At 67.6% G+C, this 19,547-nt stretch carries 16 protein-coding genes; 8 read left to right on the forward strand and 8 right to left on the reverse strand.

Features of this window, described 5'->3' with window-relative positions:
* The 7 genes from HDC93_RS36455 to HDC93_RS36485 all read left to right on the forward strand — a co-directional run.
* Positions 1-1,314 (forward strand): ATP-dependent endonuclease (locus HDC93_RS36455; RefSeq protein ID WP_221517567.1); only part of this gene is annotated, 1,314 nt, incomplete at its 5' end.
* Positions 1,311-3,305, forward strand: a complete 1,995-nt coding sequence (locus HDC93_RS36460; RefSeq protein ID WP_185015067.1) for an ATP-dependent helicase — start codon at positions 1,311-1,313, stop codon at positions 3,303-3,305. The genes HDC93_RS36455 and HDC93_RS36460, both read left to right, overlap by 4 nt.
* Before the next feature lie 409 nt (positions 3,306-3,714).
* Positions 3,715-4,575, forward strand: a complete 861-nt coding sequence (locus HDC93_RS36465; RefSeq protein ID WP_185015068.1) for an abortive infection family protein — start codon at positions 3,715-3,717, stop codon at positions 4,573-4,575.
* Between the two features lie 560 nt (positions 4,576-5,135).
* Entirely contained in the window at positions 5,136-5,948 is an 813-nt protein-coding gene (locus HDC93_RS36470) for a bifunctional 2-polyprenyl-6-hydroxyphenol methylase/3-demethylubiquinol 3-O-methyltransferase UbiG (protein ID WP_185015069.1), read from the forward strand.
* Positions 5,949-5,969: 21 nt separating this feature from the next.
* Positions 5,970-6,824, forward strand: coding sequence for a sugar nucleotide-binding protein (locus tag HDC93_RS36475; RefSeq protein ID WP_185015070.1), 855 nt, complete (start codon positions 5,970-5,972; stop codon positions 6,822-6,824).
* 225 nt (positions 6,825-7,049) lie between these two features.
* Positions 7,050-7,382 (forward strand): PCC domain-containing protein, encoded by a 333-nt coding sequence (locus tag HDC93_RS36480; protein WP_185015071.1) that lies wholly within the window; start codon positions 7,050-7,052, stop codon positions 7,380-7,382.
* A gap of 150 nt (positions 7,383-7,532) precedes the next feature.
* The gene (locus HDC93_RS36485) at positions 7,533-8,315 is read left to right on the forward strand and encodes a phosphotransferase family protein (protein ID WP_260419984.1); all 783 of its coding nucleotides are present in this window, start codon (positions 7,533-7,535) and stop codon (positions 8,313-8,315) included.
* 593 nt (positions 8,316-8,908) lie between these two features.
* On the opposite strand, the gene HDC93_RS36490 is transcribed toward HDC93_RS36485, so the two are convergent.
* Complete coding sequence (locus HDC93_RS36490; protein WP_221517568.1) at positions 8,909-10,090, reverse strand: hypothetical protein; 1,182 nt, start codon at positions 10,088-10,090, stop codon at positions 8,909-8,911.
* Between the two features lie 69 nt (positions 10,091-10,159).
* Complete coding sequence (locus tag HDC93_RS36495; protein ID WP_185015072.1) at positions 10,160-10,399, reverse strand: hypothetical protein; 240 nt, start codon at positions 10,397-10,399, stop codon at positions 10,160-10,162.
* Between the two features lie 142 nt (positions 10,400-10,541).
* On the opposite strand from HDC93_RS36495, the gene HDC93_RS36500 reads away from it, so the two are divergent.
* Entirely contained in the window at positions 10,542-11,867 is a 1,326-nt protein-coding gene (locus HDC93_RS36500; RefSeq protein ID WP_185015073.1) for a hypothetical protein, read from the forward strand.
* A gap of 669 nt (positions 11,868-12,536) precedes the next feature.
* On the opposite strand, the gene HDC93_RS36505 is transcribed toward HDC93_RS36500, so the two are convergent.
* The 6 genes from HDC93_RS36505 to HDC93_RS36530 form a co-directional block, all read right to left on the reverse strand.
* A complete protein-coding gene (locus HDC93_RS36505) occupies positions 12,537-13,055 on the reverse strand; it encodes a hypothetical protein (RefSeq protein WP_185015074.1) in 519 nt (172 codons plus the stop codon).
* Between the two features lie 307 nt (positions 13,056-13,362).
* A complete protein-coding gene (locus tag HDC93_RS36510) occupies positions 13,363-13,683 on the reverse strand; it encodes a GFA family protein (RefSeq protein WP_398987773.1) in 321 nt (106 codons plus the stop codon).
* A gap of 443 nt (positions 13,684-14,126) precedes the next feature.
* Positions 14,127-15,791, reverse strand: a complete 1,665-nt coding sequence (locus HDC93_RS36515; RefSeq protein ID WP_185015076.1) for a glycoside hydrolase family 13 protein — start codon at positions 15,789-15,791, stop codon at positions 14,127-14,129.
* 68 nt (positions 15,792-15,859) lie between these two features.
* Entirely contained in the window at positions 15,860-16,765 is a 906-nt protein-coding gene (locus tag HDC93_RS36520) for a carbohydrate ABC transporter permease (protein ID WP_185015077.1), read from the reverse strand.
* A 109-nt stretch (positions 16,766-16,874) separates the two neighbouring features.
* Positions 16,875-18,143, reverse strand: a complete 1,269-nt coding sequence (locus tag HDC93_RS36525; RefSeq protein WP_185015078.1) for a carbohydrate ABC transporter permease — start codon at positions 18,141-18,143, stop codon at positions 16,875-16,877.
* A 55-nt stretch (positions 18,144-18,198) separates the two neighbouring features.
* Positions 18,199-19,449: an extracellular solute-binding protein gene (locus HDC93_RS36530; protein WP_185015079.1), complete on the reverse strand. Its 1,251-nt coding sequence runs from the start codon at positions 19,447-19,449 to the stop codon at positions 18,199-18,201.
* Positions 19,450-19,547 lie beyond the last annotated feature (98 nt).

Raw genomic sequence — 19,547 nt, forward strand, 5'->3', positions numbered from 1 at the left:
ACGCCAACGCCAGCCACACATCGTCCGGGGCTACTTCGGCGGCCCGCACGTCCGCTACATCCTCGAATAGAACCCTTTGAGTTTCGGATCAATAGGGGCGTTGATCGGACCTCAACGGGCACCGCCAACGTGCTTTACCTGGGGCTCCTGCTGGAGTGGCTGGGCCTGCGCCGGGGCGCCGTACATGGCGAGGACACCCTGCTGGCGGTCGAGGAACCAGAAGCCCATCTCCACCCCACCTTGCAGCGGCACCTGTTCGCCCACCTACTCGCCCAGCCCAACCGCCTGCTGCTGACTACCCACAGCCCTCATATCGCCGCCGTAACCCCGCTGCCCAGCCTGGTGCTCTTGCTGAATGGCGCTGCTGGGTCCGAGGCGCGTGTCATGTCCCCCAACCTACTTACGGCGCCCGAGCGAGCGGACCTGCAGCGGTACCTCAACGTCAACCGGGCAGAACTGCTCTTCGCGCAAGGCGTCGTTCTAGTTGAAGGGATCGCTGAGACTTACGTCTTGCCCGCGCTCGCCCGATCCGCCGGGTTCAACCTTGATGCCCACGGCATCGTCGTCGCCAGCATCGACGGAACGGATTTTGCTCCCTACGCGAAACTTCTGGGCCCCTCCGGTTTCAACCGCCCCTTCAGTGTCCTGACCGACGGCGACGCCGTCGACACCGACGACAAGGAGAAGTACCGGCGCGAACTGGGCCTGAAGCGTGCCCTCGGCCTGTTGACAGTCCTCGCCGATGCAGCAACGGCCGATACGTACGAGGAAGCGTTGGGCGTTCTGCAGGAACAGAACCTTCCGGACACCGGAGGTTCGCGGACGGGGCGCAGAGATCTTGTCACCACTGCCGCGGGCTTCGGCATCTTCGTCGGCCCGGACACCCTGGAGACCGACCTTGCACCGCTGCTGGGCAAGGAGATGAAAGCCGCCTTCAACGAACTCGCTAACGGGCGGATACGCCGCGAGAACTTCGCCAAGGCCGTGGATCAGGTCTCTGCTGGGCCTTCTACCGCCATCCAGCGCGACGCCATCGTCTCCCGTGTCGAGCGCGATCCTGTCAGCAAGGGCCGCTTCGCCCAGCGGCTTGCAGCCCACGTCGAGCAACTCGATCTACCCACTCGGATCCGGGAATTGCTCAGCGTCTCCGCCGAACAACCCGTGAGCCAGACAGACCTGCTGGGTTTGCCTGGCTGCGGACCGCTGTTGGCGCTCCTGGACTATCTGCGCCGCCGCTACGAGAATCTGCCTTTGGTCCCCGCCCTCGAAGAGACGAGTGGATCATCTCCCGGCGAACAGGGGACGGGTAGATGACCTCTGCCCCGCCTGTCCGTGAGCCTGCGGCAGACGCCTCCACCCCGCCGCTGGAACACACCGTGCAGCTGACGCCGGACCCGGCATTGCTCCGGCTGCCTCCGGCCTTGGCCCAGGAGATCGCCGACCTGCATCCGCGACAACGCCAGGCTGTACATCATCAAGGCAACCTGGTTCTCGTGGCTGGCCCGGGAGCGGGAAAGACACGCACCCTCGTGGCCCGCGTCGGCCAACTTCTGGCGACCACCAGCCCTCACCGCGGGATCGCCGCGATCACCTACACCGATGCGGCCGCCGCCGAAGTCACCACCCGGCTGCGAGTCCTGGGCATGCGCCCCGGCCGACGGCTGGCCAGCCGCACCGTGCACGCCTTCTGCCTACACCACATCCTGCGGCCGTACGCACGATTCACTACCGTGCCGTACGCCGACGACCTGCCCGTCCTCAGCGACACCGAAGCAAACAAACTCTGGGCCCAGGCCACGTACACGGCTGGCCTGCCGGTGAAGGACAAGCCAGAAGCTCTGCTAGCCAAGATCCGGCGTCTCATGGCCGCCGGACACAACCTGCAGGGCTACCAGCACCAATACGTGAATGCCGTCCGCCTCTACGAGCAGTCTCTGATCGACCGCGGCTGCTGGGACTTCGACGCCATGCCAGGCCGAGCGCTGGCTGTACTCCGGGCCAGCGAGCCCGCCCGCGAAATGCTCTCAGCCCGATTCCCCCACCTCGTCGTCGACGAATACCAAGACCTCAGTCCCGTGCTGCACTCCGTGGTCATCGAACTCCTCATGGCCGGGGTCCAGGTGACTGCCGTCGGCGACCCCGACCAAACTATGTACGCCTTCCAGGGCGCTGACATCCGATACTTCAAAGAACTCCACGAGCGAGATGACTTCACCACCATGCAGCTACTGGTGAACTTCCGTAGCGGCAGCAACCTGGTGGCCGCAGGTCGCGGCGCGCTGGGCAGAGACCGCGGCTACAGCGCCGATCCGGATCAGGAAGCACCCGGAACCGTCACCCTCGAAGAATTTACTGATGAAGAGGCAAGCGATCTCGACGACCACGCGCAACGCGCCGTCGACGTGATTCGTCAGCGAATCGCAGCAGGCACCTTGCCCGAAGATATTGCCGTGCTCTATCCGGGCAACAAGAATCTCCTAAAGCGCCTCATCGACGTCCTCCAAACCGCCGACCTGCCCTGCGACATGGAGCGCACCCGTAAGATCCCCGGCGGACCTCTCGCCGACTTCGTCTCCGCCTGCACCGCTCGCCGACTGGCCGGCCCTGTACCCGGTCCTGAGGACATGCCGCCGCACGCTTCCGATGGTGAGGTTGGAGGTACGGCGGATTCGCCGTCGAAGCCCGCACGGCGGGGGACGTCGGCGCAACAGGCCAAAACTGTCCGAGAACTAGCTTCCACATGGCACCACCGCCGACAGGCCGCGGGTATCACCCTGGAGGAGGAAACACCGCGCAGCCTCGCCCGGGATCTCCTGACACTGCTCGACGCCCCCGACCGCGAAGCCCCAGAAGATGACACCACGGCCTTCCTCGACCGCCTGCTCGCCCACCTCAGCGTCGACGAGCTAGCCAGCCTCGCTCCCGATCTTCGAGACCAGCAAGCACCGCGTGCTCTCCGAACTGCGGCGGCAAACGGCCTGACAATGGCGGAACTTGCCGGCGAACGAGCACCCGGCCGCATTGTGCTGACTACATACCACAGCGCCAAGGGACGGGAATTCTCGGTCGTAATCCTTCCCGGCCTGGTCAACGGCCTCATGCCCTTCTATTTCGCGAACCAGAACCTGACGACCAGATCCCTCAAGGAGCAACGCAACAACTTCTATGTCGCAGTCACCCGAGCCCAGGACGAAGTCGTCCTTATTGCCGGTGACCGCTTCACCGACCCGTACTACGGCGAACGAACCGAAGGACGATCCCGGTTCGTCGACGACATCCTCAACCAGGTATCGAATTCGGCCTGAACCCCGCGCTCGGGCCAGGCAGTCGCCAGGTCAGTCTGATGCCGACGCCCAAGCGCCGCCTGGGCTGGAGCCTGGGCGCGGTCGAGATTGATATCCATGGTGCCAGGACTCGTCGCGTGGAGTGCTGATGACGGACGCAGCCCGTCCCCCGTCAGACCTTGAGCAGGCCCGACTCACTCGCAGACGGCTGGGTTCGCTGTCAAACGCCTCGATTGGATGACAAGGGACAACTGCTGTCCGCCGACATTGTGGGATCTCCGATTCGGTGGCCGAATCTCACGACCAACGGCCACCCAGTGGCCGATCAGCCGCAACCCGAGACTGGTTGGTCAGACAGGCGCGGCATGGATCAGACGTCACCTTGGGAAAAGACAGTGACGGTGTCAGGGTCTGCTCCTATCTTCAGACCATGACCGTCACCGCACGGCGGGAGCTGGTGAGCCCGGCGACCCGCAACGCCTTCCGCTCTCTGGCCACGGACCTGACCGTCCGGATTGTCGCCGAACTGTGGGAGGACCACGGGTTCGCGCCAATCCCGCCAGATGAGCTGAAGTACCAGGACTCAGGCCAGCGGCGGACTGAATTCATGCTCTACGCGGAGGGCGTGGACTGGTCGGATCCTAACCAGGTTCGACGTGTACTCCTGGTCTTCGAGGACTTCATCCGCGCGTACCGGAACCCGGACGATCAGGGAACTCCGAAGTGGCTTGACGACATCAGGGTCCGCTTGGAGCGGGACGGCTTCACTCTCGATAAGGAGGGGAGGATCTCCTGGTCCAACCCGCCAGTGCTGGTCCGCGACCTCAGCACCCTGAGCGACGCCTCCGGCATCACGATCGAGTTGGAGCGCATTCGGAGGGACCTGACCACCGATCCCCATGGGGCCATCGGCGCGGCCAAGCAGCTCATCGAGGCAACGGCGAAGACCGCTCTTGGGGAGTTGAACATCGAGGTCGACCGGAACGCCGCGCTCCCAGCCCTGATCAGCACGGTCCAGAAGGCGCTGAAGCTCGACGCTGGCTCGGCTCCTGATGGGCCGGACGGCAGCAAGGCCGTGAAGAGAATCCTTTCGGGCTCTGTGAACATCGCAGTCGGCGTCGCCGAACTGCGCAACCAGGGCTTCGGCAGCGGTCACGGTCAGGCGAGCGCACCGTCTGGGCTTGGAGTGCGTCATGCCCGCCTGACGGTCAATGCTGCCGTGACCTGGTGCGAGCTGATCCTCGACACGCTCTCGGACCCCGCCGCGCCGTGGCGCAAGACCAAGGTCTGATCACTTCGCGAAGAGGGCCAGGTTTCGGGGTAGAGGAGATCGCGCCATCCCGCAGGCGTGACGTCAGCTCGCCAACTTGGACCTCCCGCCCACCGGCCCCGGCGGGCCTACTACACCCTGGGGAAATGCCCCGGCCGTGAGACGGACCGGCTGTGCCATCAACTTGAGAAGCGTAAGAGCTGCTGGTCAGCAAGGACGGCCCGTACCCCGAGCCGCGAGATCCTACAGACATCGAACCCAGTCCGTGGAGTTCCTTGCCATCCAACGCAGTCGCCGCAGGTCACGGCGCTGGTGAGCGGGGACGACCTCACCAACGCCCTTGCCAATCAAGTTAGTCGCCGCCGGTCAGCGCGGGGCGGAAAAACCGCGCCATATTCTCAGAGCGGACTGCACAGCAAAATTGATCTACGGCATGAACTTGACGCTGGACAATGAGCCGGGCACTGTGGCAGCGGCGGTGGGGGCCGGACCGTCGCAGGGCTCCGAAAATCAAAGTGATCACTTCCTTGTCTCCCCTACCCTGCCGGGCACCGACAGCCCCTCCTGACGAGGACATCCCGATGACGAGCAGCCCCGCCGTGCGCCCGGAGATCATCGACTTCTACACCCGGTCCGACGAAGCCGCACGGCTGCAGAGCACCGCCACAGGCACCCTGGAGTTCGCGCGCACCCGCGAGTTACTGCGCCGCCACCTCCCACCGGCACCGGCCCGCGTGCTCGATGTCGGCGGTGGTCCCGGAGCGCACGCCCGGTGGTTGGCCGACGACGGCTACACGGTGCACGTCGTGGACCCCGTCCCCAAGCACGTCACCCAGGCAGCCGCCATCGACGGCGTGACGGCCGAGCTGGGCGACGCCCGCCGCCTCACCACCGCGGACAGGACGTACGACGTCGTTCTGCTTCTCGGCCCGCTCTACCACCTCCACGACAAGGCCGACCGGATCTCCGCGCTGACGGAGGCGGCCCGCGTGGCCCGGCCTGGCGGACTCATCGCCGCGGCAGCGATCTCCCGGTATTCGCCCCTCCTCGACTACATCGCGACCACCGGTATCACCGAGTCCGCGATCCAGGACGGGGTCCGTGACACCCTGGCCGAGGGCCGCTACGCCGGCCAGCGCGGCTTCACCGTCGCCTATTTCCAGACCTCCACCGAGCTGCGTGCGGAGGTCACGGAGGCCGGTCTCACCGATCCCAGCCTCTACGGAATCGAAGGACCCGGCTGGGTGGCGGTCAAGGCCATCGAGAAGTACACCAGCGCCAACCTCATGGGCACTGACATGTATGAAGCGGCCCTCGCCGCGGCCCGCATCGCGGAACCGCACGCCGCCCTCACCGACGCCTCCGCCCACATTCTCGCCGTCACTGGGCCCTGACCCGGTCTAGGGTGTCGCCTCATGACGCTGCTGATCGTGGGTGGGTCCGGGTTCCTGGGCACCGAGCTGGTCCGGCAAGCTGTGTCGGCGGGGCGTCCGACGGCCGCGACCTATACGACCAGGCCCGGCAGTGCGACGGGGGTTACTTGGCGCAGCCTCGACCTGCGGGATTCGGGGAGCGTGGAAGCGGTCGTGGCCGAGGTGAACCCTCGCGTCATCGTCAATGCGTCGAGCGGCGGGGCCGACTGGGCCGTCACAGCCGAGGGACCCGTCCGCCTCGCGATCGCCGCGGCGAAGGCCGGAAGCAGAATGATCCAGGTCTCCAGCGACGCCGTCTTCTCCGGCGAGAGCCACGTGCCCTACGACGAACACTGCAGGCCCGACCCCATCACCCCGTACGGGGCGGCGGAGGCCGCCGCGGAAACGGTGCTTCTACTTCATCCGGACGCCGTCGTGGCCCGCACCTCGCTGATCATCGGCGACGGCCAGTCCGAGCACGAACGCACCGTCCACGCACTGGCCACCGGCACCCGCGAAGGCGTCCTCTTCACAGACGACTTCCGATGCCCGGTCCACGCGAGGGATCTGGCCGCAGCGCTCCTCGAACTCGCGTCGGGCGACACGACCGGCGTCCACCACCTCGGCGGGAACCAGGCTCTCAGCCGGCACGAGCTGGGCGTGCTCATCGCCCGACGCGACGGACTCGACGCATCGCGACTGCCCACCGGCCTACGGGCCGGCAGCACCCTTCCCGGGCCCCTCGACATCCGCCTCGACAGCCGCTCGACACAGCGCAAGTTGCGCACCACGCTGCGCGGCGCGCACCAGTTCCTCGCCCCGGGACGGCCTCACCAACACCCTTGCCAATCAAGTTAGTCGCCGCAGGTCAGCGCGCAGGGCTTCGGCGAAGTCTGCTGACGTCTGTTTCGTGATCATGTGAGCCCGGGGAGCTGAAGGGGTCGGCTCGGGTTTCGATCGCGCGCAGACTTCCTCGCCACTCGCTTTGCGAGAGAGGCCCCTCGACCCCCGCGCCTCTGGCGCCCGCTGGTGCTCCTCGGTCATGCTGCGGGAGCTGAGCCCCATGATCGGACGGAGTCCCGCATGATCGTCTTTGAAGTCCTCTCCGGTGAGCTAGTCGACGGGTTGAGCCGCCAGGCCGCCGAGGCCGGCATCACCGACGCGGCGATCGTCTCCCTGATCGGGGCCGCCGACTCCTTCACCGTCTCGACCATGCCCGAAGGCGACGCCCTCAAGGACAACATCACCAAGTACGACCTGCCCGGCGAGATGACCGGCACCGGCGAGATCCGCAACGGCCTTGTCCACCTCCACGTCGTCATGGGCGTCGAAGGCGACCGCGCCATCGCCGGACACCTCCACGAATCCGTCATCGGCACCCACTTCGCACGCGCCTACGCCATCCCCACTGCCTAATGCCTGTACCGCCCACCAGCGGCCGTTCTGCAATGGATTGACGTTCCCCCGCCGCTGCGCGCTCGCCTCGAAACCGCCCTCGGCGCACCCGTCACCGACGCGGTCACCCCGGGCGGCGGCTTCGGCCACCAGCTCGCCGCCGCCCTCCGCCTGGACAGCGGCCGACGGGTCTTCGTCAAGGCCGCCCCCGACGACGACCCGCTCACTGCCGCCAACCTCCACGAGGCAGCCGTCCTCGACGCTCTGCCGCCTAGCGCTCCGGCCCCGGACCTGCTGGGCATCCACCGCGCCGCCGACTGGACCGCCGTCGTCATCGCCCACCTCGACGGACCCCACCCGGACCTCTCTGCGGCCTCCGGCGACGCCAAACAGACCTGGGACCTGCTGGCCAAGCTCACCTCCAGCCCCGCTCCCGCGCCGTACACCGCGGCGGTGAGCGCCGTACCCTCCACGGCGTCCCTGCACGGCTGGGACGAGCTCGCCGCTGATCCGCCGGACGATCTCGCCCCCGCCGCCCGCGTCCACCTGCCGCAGCTCGCCGAACTGGAAGCGACCTGGCCCGCCCTGGCCTGCGGCACCCGCATCGTCCACGGCGACCTGCGGGCCGACAACATGGTCCGCGACCACGACCGGGGTGTGACCTTCGTGGACTGGGCGCACGCCACCACCGGCCCGGCCTGTATCGATGCGGCTTCCCTCGCGCCGCAGCTCGTCCTCGCCGGACACGCGCCCGCAGACATCGCCCGTCTGCTCCGTGACCACCCCGCCACCGCCAGCAGTCCCGACACCACCACGGCGTTCCTCGCTGCGCTCACCGGCCACTGGCACCGCAATGCCCGCAGGCCCTCGCCCCCCGGCGCCCCCGGACTGCGCGCCTACCAACGCCGCGCGGCAGCCGCCGGCCTCGCCCTCCTCGGCTACCGCCTGCGTTGACACCTCACTCGTCACCGAGTTGCCTCCGTTGGACCTAATGGGGCTGACCGGTCGTGACGTGCGATGGCGCTCCCCCCTCCTGCTTTGAGTGAGCGCCGTTCTCTGGTCCCTTTCACCCGAGTCACCAGTGCGCGTCGGCCGCCTCAATCGCAGAGCCGCAACAAGTGGTTCCCAGAGACCGTGGACCATGTGGGGAACAACGCGGTGTGTCCGTTCCTGGCACGGGTCAAGACGACGTACAGCAGCTCGGAGCCGGTCGGGTACGGCTCTCCTTCGGAGCCCTGGAACTCGTTGCTTCCGAGGAGCAAGATCGTAGTGTCGGCTTCCCGGCCCTTGGTCTGATGGAGGTTCATGACCTGGATCCGGGCCTGCCAGGCTGTCCCTGCCCCGACCAGCGCTTCGTCGCGTGCGCGGAGAAGCTCCTGCCCGGCCGCAGCAGCGTCGACGCTGCCCTCGCTGGAGTGACGGAGGGCGACACTCGTGCGGCGGGCCCACTAAATCCAGGTCTCCTGGCCGCGGACGGCCCTGACCGCGTTATGGGCGTTTGACCGCCTCCGCGAGCCTCCCGTCGTCGGGCCGGACCTGCGGCCTGTCTACTCCAGCAACTCTGATTGGATCCGGTCCCAGCTCGGCCGCGGGCTGTCGACCGGATGCACGATGGTGAGGAGGCGGCCTTCGAGGAACACGTCGAGCCGATCAGCCGTTGGAGAGTCCAGCCGGCGGCGCTGGGCCCTGTGGTCCAGGGGCAGGCGCTCTCCCAGGACGCCGAGCAGCACCTCTTGGCGTGCCGGGCCGACAGCATCGCCGCGGATCCACCGGCCGCGGACCTCAACGCCGGAGAACGTGCCGAGTGTGTCCTCACGGCCGAAGGACCGGTTCATGGCTGCCTCGACCAGCGGTTCGGCCCGCCTGATCGCCCCCTCGGGGTAGGCCCCGGCTCCATCGGCCGGACCCTCACCGCTGGATGGGGGTATGTCATCAGGCCAGTTCAGGAGGGGTTCCTCCGGTTCCAGGTTCGGGCGTCGGCGGGGATCGGGCCGGGGAACACGGAATCGCCAGGGAGTTGCGCCGCCCGGCGTGTCGATCCACCCAGTGCTGAGCCCGGCCGTGGCCGGGGAGTCGTCGGGGAGGAAGATGTCGACGTAGACGCCGCCCGTGCCGAGCCAGACCCAGCTCATGAAGTAGGCGTGATCGTCGTGGTCGACGGACCACTGCGCGAGCTTTTCCAGGCGTGTCTTCTGCGGCTGGGTGCCTTTGCCGGCAGGGAACATCTGCTGGTGGTCGCGGCGGCGGCCCCGCGCCTCTCCGGCGAGCGGACCGGCGGCAAGGTCGTACAACAGGTCCGGCCGCACACCCTTCTTCGCGTAGGTGCCGACTAGTTTCCCGGGCAGGACGTCGAAGCTGCTGAGACCGTTGGCCCCTGGCTCCCAGTCGAAAAGGGCCTCGCTGACAGCGGTCATCACCCCAAGGCCGGTGCACTCGCTGACGAAACGCCGGATGTGGAGGGAGCTGGAGTCGAGGGCGGGGCAGTCGACCCCGAGCGGGCCAGTACCCGGGCTACCGGCGATATAGCTGAGCAGGAGGCTGATCTCGTGATCGCGCACACGCTGATCGACCGTCTTGCGCAGGTCGCAGGCAAGGGCGTTGATGTTGACCACAGCAGCCAACGACACCGGCAGAGAGCCCTGCCCGATCTCGACGGCCTGGACAGCGTCAGCGCCAGCCATGCCCTTCTCAACCGTGAAACGCCACACCCGGGCACGCACCGTACTCATGGGGGAAGCCTAGGGCCGCCATCCGCCGGTGCGGACCTCTGGCTCCGTAGGACCCTGCAACGCGCTGGCCTACGCGGCATCCCCGATCGGCTCCGGGTGCCGGACAGCCTTCTTCACGTCCATCTCGACCGAGACCCGGTCCTTGCCCTCCGCCTTTGCGTACGCCGTCACCTTCATCTGGAACTCCGCGGAGGCGTCGAACCAGGGCTTCCACGACTCCGCGCTGTAGGGCAGGTCCTTGACCGCGTCGTTCGCCTCGACGGCAGCGCGCTCCAGGTCGATCAGGTCATCGAACGAAATAGCGGTCACGTCGAAGGATCCTACGTCCGGCCACGGCAAGGCCGGTCCCTCCCGTCCGTGGTCGGCGAGCCGAACCAATCGGGTTGCGCGGTCCCCTTTCCCTGCCCGATCCTTCTAGGTTCGCCACATTCACATCTGAAGGGCCGCACCGGTGACCTCGACGACCAACGACCCCCTCGCCGCGCTCCAGGCCGTGGACCCGCGCGTCCTGCATTTCACGCCGTTCGGCCTCGGCGGACCCATGCGGCCCCAGGACGCCGCGGACTATCAGCAGCGCCTGATCAGCAACCTGGTCCTCGCCGACGACGTGGCACAGACGACCCGCCAGAAGTTCGAGCAGCTGTGCGCCGGCTACGCCCACGGGCTGTTGTGCTACGACCTGTTCACGCTGGTCTCGGACGCCGCCAAGCTGACGCTGGAGCAGGCGCTGCGGGACCGGTTCGCCGCCCACCACCACGGCACCATCACCGCCCGGAACCAGGCAGGCAGCGAGCGCCAGATCGCCTACACCAGCTACGCAGACTTCCACGATCAGTACAAGAGGCTCCGCAAGCCCGAGATCCGGATGGGCAGTTCGAACACCTGGACCCCGTTCAACGGAATGCTCGACGGGCTGCTGAAGTGGGCGCGGCGCGAGGGCCTGCTGCGTGGCCAGCGAAACCGCGGGATCGAGAGGGCGAAGAAGAACCTGCGGAACGTCACCGCCCACGGCATGTTCCACCTCCTCACTCCCGTCGACGTATACAGGGATCTGTCCGACCTCGCGGAGATCATCAACCATTTGTGGGGCCACGCGACACCGGGAGGCCGGCTCTACCCGGCACCCATCCCGCGCGACGTGGTCGCCATCCGGTGGAACACCACCACCGGCTCCGTGAGGGCCGGGCACGCAGCCCAGCTCGCCGACCAGCAGGAGCAAGAGGAGGAGGACGGATTCACCTTCGTACTCATGCGCGCGGTCTTCTGGCCCGGGGAGCGAGAGGATCCCAATCTGATGGAGTACGACGCCCGGAACGCCACCACGCACTTTCCGGCGGAGTACCTGTGGGGCCCCGGCAGTCGCACGCAGGCCATCGCCTGGCTTGAGCAGGAAGCGCCCGAGCCGGACAGCTGCGACAGCCTGGACCAGGTCTTCGTGATCCGCGTCCACGACGACCGCATCCACCTTCCGATGTACCCAGGCGTCGCCGCGGCGCTCCTGCCCGCGGAGCAGCAGGGATCCTGGTACGCGGTCCGCGCCGACGGCCCGGCCGAGGTTTTCGCACACGCGCGCGCCGCGTCGACTGCCGCAAACGGGCATGACCGGACCGGAGAGTGCGAGCAGTGCCCCGTGGAAACCATCGCCAGCGGAGACCTCGTCACGGTCCTCCGGGCCGCGCGGGACGCCGGCGCCGACATCAGTCCGCTGACGACGCCCGACGTGCGCACCCCGTTCGCCGACCTGATGGCTCCCCGGTCGGTCGCCGCCTCGCCTTGACGTGAGAAGTCCCGCCCGGGTCTATCGCCGTCGGGGACGGGGGCGGGATGCCGTCGCTACCGCCATGGCCTCGGCCTGGTGGACGATGACGTTGACCGCGCCGGACCGCTCCACGTGCCCGTCCAGGAGGACGACGGAGGCTTCCAGCAGGATGCGGCGGCAGCGTTACCACACGGGGGGAGAAGACGAGGCTAACCATGCCGCTCGCGTCCTCCAGTGCGCCGAAGGCGACACTGTTCGCGGTGTGTGGGCGCTGGAGGTATTTGGCAAATCCGCCGAGTTTGCCTCACAGCCGAATACGGCCGCCCGTGCCCAAGCCATGGTGGATCCAAGGTCATCCGGTCCACGACGAGCAGCCCGGAGCCGACGTACTCAAGCAGCTCGCTGACTTCGCTGGTGAAGGAGCCCGTCTCGGGATCGAGGAGGACCTGAGCGGTCTCGTACAGCTCCTCCGACTCTTGCTCCATAGCCCAGTACGCATTTCGGCCGCGGTCGAGGTGCGCCCGGTAGAACGTCATCGACCCCGCGCCAGCGGTGGAGGACGGGCACGCTCCATCGCTCCAGCGTGTCGGCCTGCGGGGTGTCCCAGAGTTCGTCGTCGTATTAGATGCGCAGGTACAGGTCGAAGGGATCACCTGGAAGCTGAGGTCGCTTGCTCACCCGGTAAACCTAGAGGTTCAGGTCCTGCACGATGGCCTCAAGGACCGCACCCGAACCCTCGATCGACGTGGGCATCACGACACCGACCACCGTTCGGTGGACGGCACCGCCCGACAGCAGCGACGGCTCTGGCTTCTTGGTCACGATCCGCAGGATCCCCTGTCCGGGAGCCCCCTCGATCCGGAAGCCGGGTTGGAGGCGCGAGAGCCACCCGTGGTCCACAGCCACCGCTGCGCCCCGTAGCGCGCCGATACGCAGGCCCCGGGTCACCCAGGCCGACCAGACGACCTCGCTCCAGTCCGAGCCGTCAGCCGGGTCCGGAATGACGTCTGAGAGGTCGGGGTGCTGCTCAGCCACCCAGCGTGAGGGCTGCGCTTTACGGAGGACCCACTGCCCGTCCCGGCCGACCTCGCCAGGGTCGAGCCCCGGGGTCAGGCGCATGTCGAGAGCGACGTGGCCGTCGGTGATCCGGTCGCCGTGGACCCAGACCTTGTCCTTATTGACGACCCAGTCGCAGAGCCGCTCCATTGACGCTGTCACTCGTTGTGCTCCCAGGAGAGATCGTTGCCCTTCCACAGTAGGGCGGGGAGCACGGAAAGCCTCTCTCAGACGACCTTTCCGCCTGCGGCCGACGCCAGAGCCACGCTCCGGGCGAACAGCCCCGCGTGCCCATCGCACGCGTAGAAGCGGCGGCCGTCATCGGGGCCGGCACAGGGCTCGAACCACATCACGGCGGCATGTCGGCATGAGTGGTGGTCACAGTCGTGGGGGTCGGTTATCAGATCCCCCAGTCCCATCCGCGCGTGAGTCATCCGTGGAGGCTAGCCGCAGACCGTCACGTGCGGCGTTGCGGGTCGGGCGCGAGCGTGATGGTCATCCAGGGTGCCGCCGCTTCGCGGTAGCTGTGCCCGACCGGAGCTAGTTCGGCGCTGCGGGTGAGGCTGAAGATCGTCACCATGATCATGTCCGAGCCGTCGGCGACGGAGGTGAGCTGAGTGCGGCAGCGCTGGCAGGATCCCCGGTGAAGCGTCGGCCAAGTGGAGAAGTAAGTCGGCTCTCCCGCTGGGCCCGTCCACTTCAGGGCGTCCCTGTGGAACCCGACCCATGCCATCGCCGGCGAACCGGACAGCCGCGTGCAGTGCTCGCACGAGCACAATTCCCTGTCAAGTCTTTGTGTTCAAGCTGAGGGGCTCGTTGATTGCGCCAGCAGCGCCTACGTGAGCTCCCGGTTGATGGCGGGGTCGGCTCCGGCCTCGACAGCGGTAACGGATCGCTGTCTCCCTCCGGTCCAGGAGATGTGACGGTGTGGCACTGACTCTCCCAACCGAGCCGATGCTCGCCGAGGCCCGGCGGCAGCTGCCGCCGCCGGACGAGGCGCCGCCGCCGGAATGGATCGCGGAGCAGAAGTCATGGACAGGTCTTGAAGCTGTCCGTTGTCCACGGAACTCATGAGGCCAACGCGACGGTTCTTCCCGGCTCCTACAGATGGACCAGGGCCTGTCCGATCGGCGGGGAGTGAACACCGGACAGGCCCTGGCGTATTGGGGCGCGGCTGGGCGCGCGGGGGAAGGTCGGCTGGGGCGATCCCGTCGCCTTCGGTCAGTCCAGATGCAGCAGGACCGTGGTGTCCGGCGGCAGGATTCGGTCCTTGCCCAGCGGTCCTGAGGCGAGGAGAGGGCTGCCGGGACGGGGAAGCGGGAATGGCTGGTCGGAGAGGTTGATCGCGCACAGCAGGCTGTCGCCGCGTTTGAAGAGGAGGGTGTCGGGCGGGCTGTCCAGCCAGCGAAACTCCTCGCCGCGCAGGTCGGGGTTGGTACGGCGCAGGCGTAGGGCGGAGCGGTAGAGCTGGAGCATGGAGGTGCGGTCGGCCTGGTTGGCTTCGGCGGTGTACGACTTCCAGGCTTCGGGCTGGGGCAGCCAGGGCGTGGCGGACACGGACGTGCTGAAGCCGTAGGGCGGGGTGTCGCCGGTCCAGGGGAGGGGGACGCGGCAGCCGTCGCGGCCTCGGACGGTGTGGCCGGAGCGTTCCCAGGTGGGATCCTGGAGGGCGGACTCGGGGAGGTCTTCGACCTCGTACAGGCCCAGTTCCTCGCCCTGGTAGATGTACGCGCCTCCGGGCAGGGCCAGCATCAGCAGGGCGGCCGCACGGGCGCGGCGGGTGCCGAGGGCGAGGTCGGTGGGGTGGCCCTGGTCTCGCATCGGGGTGACGCCGGTGTGGGCGCGGCCGTAGCGGGTGACGTGGCGGGTTTCGTCGTGGTTGGAGAGGACCCAGGTGGCGGGGGCGCCGACCTTCGCCAGATCGGTGATCGTACGGTCGATCACCTCCCTCAACTTGTCTGCTTCCAGGGCGCACTTGAGGAAGTCGAAGTTGAAGGCGGTGTGGAGTTCGCCGGGGCGAAGGTAGTCGGCGAAGCGGCCGGGGCGGACGTGGGCCTCGGCGACGAAGACGCGGGGGTCGGGGTAGCTGTCGGCGATGGCGCGCCAGGTGCGGAAGATGTCGTGCACGCCGCCGCGGTCCCAATGCGGGTGGTTCTGCTGGTCCTCGCCGGCGATGACGGAGAACTCGGTCAGGCCGAGGTCCGGGAGGGCCGGGTCCTTGACCATGCCGTGGGCGACGTCGATACGAAAGCCGTCGACGCCCAGGTCGAACCAGAAGCGCAGGACCGACTCGAACTCGGCCCGGACCTCGCCGTTGTCCCAGTTGAGGTCGGGCTGTTCGGGGGCGAAGAGATGGAGGTACCACTGGCCGTCCGGCGTGCGGGTCCAGGCGGGGCCGCCGAATGCCGCGTGCCAGTCGTTGGGCGGCTCGCTGTCGTCCTCACCCCTCCCCTCGCGGAACATGAACCGCTCCCTTTCCGGAGAGCCGGGCGCTGCAGCCAAGGCTTCCTGGAACCACGGGTGCTGGTCGGAGGTGTGGTTGGGGACGATGTCCAGGATCACCCGCAGGCCCAATTCGTGGGCCTCAGTGATCAGCTGCCGGGCCTGGTCGAGGGTGCCGTAGGTGGGGTGGATGTCGCGGAAGTCGGAGACGTCGTAACCGCCGTCGGCCAGGGGAGACGGGTACCAGGGGTTGATCCAGATCGCGTCGACGCCGAGGTAGGCCAGGTACTGCAGGCGGGAGCGGAGGCCGGCGATGTCGCCGGTTCCGTCGCCGTCGCCGTCGGCGAAGCTGCGTATGTACACCTGGTAGATGACCGCGGAGCGCCACCAGGACTTGTTCCCGGCGTTGCTTGTGGCGTCGTGCGTGAGGGTTGGGTCGCTCATGGGGCTCGGTCCTGTCGGAGTACGCAAACGTGCGTGCTGACTGTTGATCACCGCGGGTGCCTGCCCGGCTACCCCTTGGTCGCGCCTGACGTGCCGCCGCGGACGAAGTGCCGCTGGAAGGCGAAGAACACCAGGGCCACGGGGATGGTCATGAGCAGGGTCGCCGCGAGTTTGAGCGGGTACTGGTTGCCCGAGCCGAGCTGGCCGGAGACGAGGGAGGCGACCCCGGTGGTGAGGGTGTTCAGTTCCGGGCTCTGGCGGGACACGATGAAGTGGCCCAGTTCGTTCCATGACCCCTGGAACGACAGGATGGTCAGGGTGAGGAGCGCGGGCCGGGCCATCGGCAGCACGATGGACCAGAAGGTCCGGAAGGTGCTCGCGCCGTCGATACGGGCCGCTTCCTCGACGCTGACGGGGATCGACTCGAAGAACTGCTTCATGATGAACACGCCGGCGGCGTCGGCGAGCAGCGGGGCGATCATGCCCGCGTAGGAGTCGTAGATCCCGATCTGGTTGAGGACGAGGAACTTCGGGATGAGCAGGACGACGCCGGGCACGGCCATGACCGCGATGACGGCGGCGAACAGCGCGCCCCGGCCGGGGAAGCGCAGCCGGGCCAGCGCGTATCCGGCGAGGGAGTCGAAGAAGACGCGGCCCGCGGTGACGAGGACCGCGACGACGACGGAGTTGGCGAACCAGCGCGGGTAGTCCGCTTCCGCGAGCCGGCTGAACGCGGCTGTCGTGAAGTGCTGCGGCCACAGTGACAGCGGGTTGTTGGTGGCGTCCGCATCGGTTTTGAAGCTCGTCGCAACCTGGATGAGAAAGGGGTAGATGTACAGCATCGCGACGACGACGAGGGCCGTGTAGCCGAGCGCGCGGGTGAGACCGCCACGCCGTGTGCGGTTGCCTTTCCCACGGGTCGCGTGCGGGCCTTCTGCGGTGTCTGTGTCGGCAAGCTTGGGATGTGTGCTCATCGCGTGCCTCTGTGGACGTCGAGGGTGGCCGCCAAAGCGGCTGCGGTGGTGGGCGCGGTTGCGCCGGTTTCGGGCCGTGCGCGGTGGGCCGTTGCGGCAGGCGGCGTCATCAGATCGTTCCCGTGGTCGGGCCGGATCCAGAGCGTGCCGCTCTTGCCGCGCGCCTGGTGGCGGCTCTGGCACGGGCCTCGTCCTTGTCGCGCAGGACGAACCGCTGCAGCAGCGTCATCGCGACGATGATCGCGAAGAGGATGAAGGCGATGGCGCTGCCCTGTCCCCACTCGTTGTCGGTGAACGAGGACTGGTAGGAGAGGAACGCGGGGGTGAGTGTCGTCTTCGCCGGTGCGCCCTTGGACATGACGTAGATCTGGTCGAAGACCTGCCAGGTGCCGATGAGTCCGAGGGTCAGGACGAGGAAAAGGGTCGGCTTGAGCATGGGCAGCGTGACGTGGCGGAACCGCTGCCAGCGCCCGGTGCCGTCGATCTCGGCGGCTTCCTCGACCTCGACGGGGATGTCCTGGAGCGCGGCGAGGAACATGAGCATGAACGTGCCCGCCGTCGTCCACACGACCAGGGTGATGATCGCGCACATGGCCACACTGGGGCCGGAGATCCAGTCCCACAGGGACAGGCCGCCGACGGTGGTGTCGGCGAGGGCGGAGGGCGGCGCGTCGGTGTTCATTCCGAGGGCGCCGAGGGCGAGATGGATGATGCCGCGGGGGTCGGCGAACCAGGCCGGTCCGTCGACTCCGATCTTCGCCAGCAGGGAGTTGACCACGCCGCTGGAGGAGAAGATGAACAGGAAGACGACCGAGATCGCAACCGAGCTCGTCACCGACGGGAAGTAGTACGCGGTGCGGAAAAACCCTTTGCCCTTGAGTCGTCTGCCGTTGACGAGGAGGGCCAGGCCCAGGGCGAGCGCGGTCTGCAGCGGGACCACGAACAGGACGTAGTAGGCGTTGTTGCGCAGACTTGTCATGAAGTCGCTCTGCGCCAGGCCGGGTTTGGTGACGATCTGCTCGTAGTTCTGTGCGCCGGCGAAGTGCACGCCTGACGAGAAGGGGCTGCCCTGACCGTTCCAGTCGGACAGGCTCACCCAGAGCGCCATGGCGATGGGCACGACCAGGAAGAGCCCGAGCACGACGATGACGGGTGAGACGAACAGCCAGCCGGCGAGCCCTTCCCGGCCTCGGATGCCGCTGCGGGGGGCGCGGGTGCGGCGGCCTCCACCGGCCGTCTTGGCGCCGTGCGGCCCGGTTGCCTTGCGCAGGCCGTGCGGTGCGGATGACGAGGCTGGGGCTGTGGCGGTGCCTGCCGTCCGGGCCGGGGCCCGGCCGCTGCCCGGGCCCTTGGCGGGCCCGGGATTCGGTTCACTCATCGCAGGTTCACTCTCGTTCTACTCGGGTCCGGCTACTCGCGTCCGGACTTCTGGGTTACTGGCCTACGACCGCCTGGGCGTTCTTCTGGAGTCGCTTGAGGATCTCCTCCGGGTCGGCGCCCGGCAGTGACTGGAGGCCGGTGTCGAAGTCGGCGAGCACCTGGTCGATCTTCGCGACGTTCACCGGGGCCTGGGCATACGCGGCACCGTCGATGAATGCCTTGTCCTGCGGGAACTGGGCGACGTAGTCGACCTGGGCGGACTGCCGTGAGGGCATCACGCCGATCGCCTTGGCGAAGGTCAGCTGGTTGTCCTTCGTAGTCATGGCCTTGACGAAGTCGATGGCCGCGGCCTTGTGCTTGCTCTTCGCCGCGATGCCCCAGCACTGGGTGAAGGCGAGCGTGCCCTTCTTGCCCGTAGGGCCGGCGGGCAGCGGGACCGTCTTGTACTTGACGTCCGGGTAGTCGCTCTTCATGGCGCCGGCGATCCAGTTGCCCTCGATCGTCATGGCCGCCTTCTGCTTCCCGAAGGCTTCGCCCGGCCACCCGGAGTCGAGCTGCTTGGGGTACTTGGCCGATCCGTCAGCGAGCAGCGACTGGACGAACTTCAAAGCCTTGAGGTTCTCGGGAGAGTCCGCGGTGACCTTGGTGGCGTCCTTGTTCGTCACCCATCCGCCCGCCTCGACCATGAAGGCACCGATCCGGTCACGCGTGTCGCCGAGAGCGAGGCCGACCTGCTTGCCCGTGGTCAGCTTCTTCGCCACGGACGCCAACTGCGGCCAAGTGGTGGGATAGTCGGCGTCGGTCAGGCCCGCCTTCGACCACGCCGTGGTGTTGATCTGCAGGCCGAGCGTGGAGAAGTCCTTGGGGACGCAGTAGAGCTTGCCGTCGTACGTGAAAGCCTGACGCAGAGCGGGGTAGAAATCGTCCTTGCCCGGGAAGCTGTCGCCGTACGGTTCGAGACTGCCGGCGCTCGCGTACGTGGCGAAGCGGGCGGCGTCGACGTAGAAGACGTCCGGCGGGTTGTTCGAGGCGAAACCCTGGCCGAGCTGCTGGCCGATGTCCTGCGCCTGGGTGACGGTCGCCTTGTTGCCGGACTTCGCCGCCCATGCGTTGGAGGCGTCCGTGACGGCCTTCGTCTCGGCATCGCCGCTGGAAGCGATGAGGACCTTGATCGAGGCGGGCCCGGACGACGCCTGACTGTCCGCCTTGTCGGTGTCGTCGAACCCGCTGCCACCACAGGCCGTCAGGCTGAGCGACAGCAGTGCGATACCGCCAACTGCCCAGCGCGTACGCTGACTTCTCATGATAAATCTCCTTGTGCAGGCCGGCCTGAGGTGCCGGTGGTAGAGGGGAGAGGGCCGCGTCCCGTCGGCCGTACTGCGGCGGTGAGCAGGATCGCGGA

Source organism: Streptomyces sp. AK010, assembly GCF_014207295.1.
In the GTDB taxonomy this organism is placed as follows: domain Bacteria; phylum Actinomycetota; class Actinomycetes; order Streptomycetales; family Streptomycetaceae; genus Streptomyces; species Streptomyces massasporeus.